At 40.8% G+C, this 2,047-nt stretch carries 3 protein-coding genes; 1 reads left to right on the top strand and 2 read right to left on the bottom strand.

Translation table 11 applies throughout. The features are described 5' to 3' along the window. Positions 1–140: 140 nt before the first annotated feature. A complete protein-coding gene (locus F6K53_RS38370; protein WP_293085044.1) occupies positions 141–536 on the top strand; it encodes a GNAT family N-acetyltransferase in 396 nt (131 codons plus the stop codon). A 289-nt stretch (positions 537–825) separates the two neighbouring features. Here F6K53_RS38370 and F6K53_RS38365 read toward each other — a convergent pair whose 3' ends face one another. Together F6K53_RS38365 and F6K53_RS38360 are read right to left on the bottom strand one after the other, a co-directional pair. Then, a complete protein-coding gene (locus tag F6K53_RS38365) occupies positions 826–1,602 on the bottom strand; it encodes a DUF3598 family protein (protein WP_293085041.1) in 777 nt (258 codons plus the stop codon). A gap of 113 nt (positions 1,603–1,715) precedes the next feature. Beyond that, positions 1,716–1,916: a hypothetical protein gene (locus F6K53_RS38360; protein WP_293085038.1), complete on the bottom strand. Its 201-nt coding sequence runs from the start codon at positions 1,914–1,916 to the stop codon at positions 1,716–1,718. Positions 1,917–2,047 lie beyond the last annotated feature (131 nt).

Raw genomic sequence — 2,047 nt, 5'->3', positions numbered from 1 at the left:
GGCGTATTTACTGTCCCGCTTGCGAGGGGATGACAAAATCCCCCCCTTACCAGATTTGATTCGACAAAAGGCTATAGAGCATCGACTGGTGGGTAGCCCTGCCTGATAAATTGCTGATCCAATCTGTCAACCAGCGGTTATTGAGAAATTGCAAAAATTTGTATGAAGAAGGCTATGCTAGTGTACCAGATGCACAGGAAGCTATAGACTTCGTTGCTGATCTGTATAAACAATATTACGAAGAGGGGAATTGCATACATTACTTAGGGCAATCTAACAATGGTGACATAGTCGCTTGTGCTGGAGCTTTCTCTACCAAGATGGTACATATCCCTCACCTGGTCGGTCTAATTAGTGATGTCTACACTATGCCAGAATACAGAGGCCAAGGGTTAGCCACTACATTAGTGCAAAGTTGTCTTGATTGGCTTAAAGAAAGAGTTAATGTTGTCTATATTTATCCCAATCAATCCTCAAGATATATTTTTGATAAATTGGAATTTAAATCTAGTGCCTTAATGTACAGAATATTGTGAATCTATGTACAGGACAAAAATAGCGTTAAAGCTTGTTTTTGGTTAAAAAAAGGGTTTCATAGAAAGTTAATACACATTCAATCAAACCCGATTAAACCAATTAATCTAGTAAGATGCGTTTACCCTGGTATTTTTCCGCTGAAAATCTTGATTTAACCAGGGTTTTTTAGTTTTTAAGGGACGATAATTATAGAGCTTGCTTCAGGACAAAGCCGTAAATTGTGAAGTCTTTAGGCCAAAGTACAGTAATTTTAAAACTCGATTAAGAGCGGATTACCCTATTTTGACATCAAAGATGAAGTTGTTCCAATGTTAGTGCAGCAAAACCACCAGACTCGTCATACTTGACCTTCAATTGTTGCAACTTTGACGGTGTTACCAGCCAATTTGCTGCGAGAGTACAGGGAGTACCAACACTTACTTGATCTGGACAACAGATAGAAACTCCATCAGGTAAAAAGAAGGTGTTATGTCCTTCCCAACCCCAGTTTAATTGAATTGCTACAGGCTCAGAAATCTTTAAATCAGGGGTCATGGTAACATAGGTTCCTTGCCAATTCCCACTCAGATTTCTATCGGACACCTGTTCTATTTCTTTAGACCAATACTGACTAGGAAAACCCCTGGCATCTTCACGAATATTCGCTGTTCGGAACAAAGCCCCTTGTTTATCGTAAACAATTCCGACACTATGTCGTAATTCTTCGTACCTAAAAAATAATTCAACACCAAAATACGAATCGGGTTTTAATTGTCTTGTTACCCAAGCAGTATGACCAGATTCAAAGCAAATAGTTCTCATCGAATCAGCTTGTGGGTGAAATATGCCATCAGGTAAATTATTTTCTTGCTGATTATAGTCCCAACTTTCTTCTTTGAAGTTATCTTCAGCGTAGATATAGCGATTTACTTGATGAATTTCAGTTTTCTCTGGATTGCTCTGAAAGCTTCTCAGACTTTGAAATGATTCTTTTACTTCTCCTGAAGGAGAATACCTTGTCCAAATCCCATGCCAATCCCGCAGGTGTGCCGTGAAATTTTTCCAGTTTTGTTCTTTTAAATCCATATACTTATAGCCAGCTCTAGCTTAGTCTATTTTAGCGTTCGCGAAGCGGCTCCATTTGCGTAGCTTGGCCTTTAGGCCAAGGAGCATCGCATCTACCAGCTTACTCAAGGGTCCTACTTACCGCAAATCCGTTGCGCACTCCACACTGTTTCACCACAATTCTCCAAGACCGATAATGTCGGTCTAAAATCAGCTGATGTTACAGTTATAGCGCTGCGGACAGCGCTATAGTAAACTTGAAATGAATCAATAGAGGGCGATCGCGTAGCGGCTCCATTCGCGTAGCGTGGCCCAAAGGCCAAGGAGCATCGCACTAACGCGCTTTCGCTGTAGAACGCCCCAGAATATCAAACAGAAAAGGAACAAGAGAGATTTAGCCACCTAATTTATTGGGTGGGCGGGGAACGGAGCGGGATTTATCCCGGCGATTGTGTTACAATAAAAA

The sequence above is a fragment of the Moorena sp. SIO4A1 genome, from assembly GCF_010672065.1.
Classification (GTDB): domain Bacteria; phylum Cyanobacteriota; class Cyanobacteriia; order Cyanobacteriales; family Coleofasciculaceae; genus Moorena.
This window is presented reverse-complemented; position numbering and strand designations above follow the sequence as displayed.

Bases quoted from the DNA above. Each gene is read 5' to 3' on its own strand.
- F6K53_RS38365 (WP_293085041.1), bottom strand. From the start codon at position 1,602: ATGGATTTAAAAGAACAAAACTGGAAAAATTTCACGGCACACCTGCGG.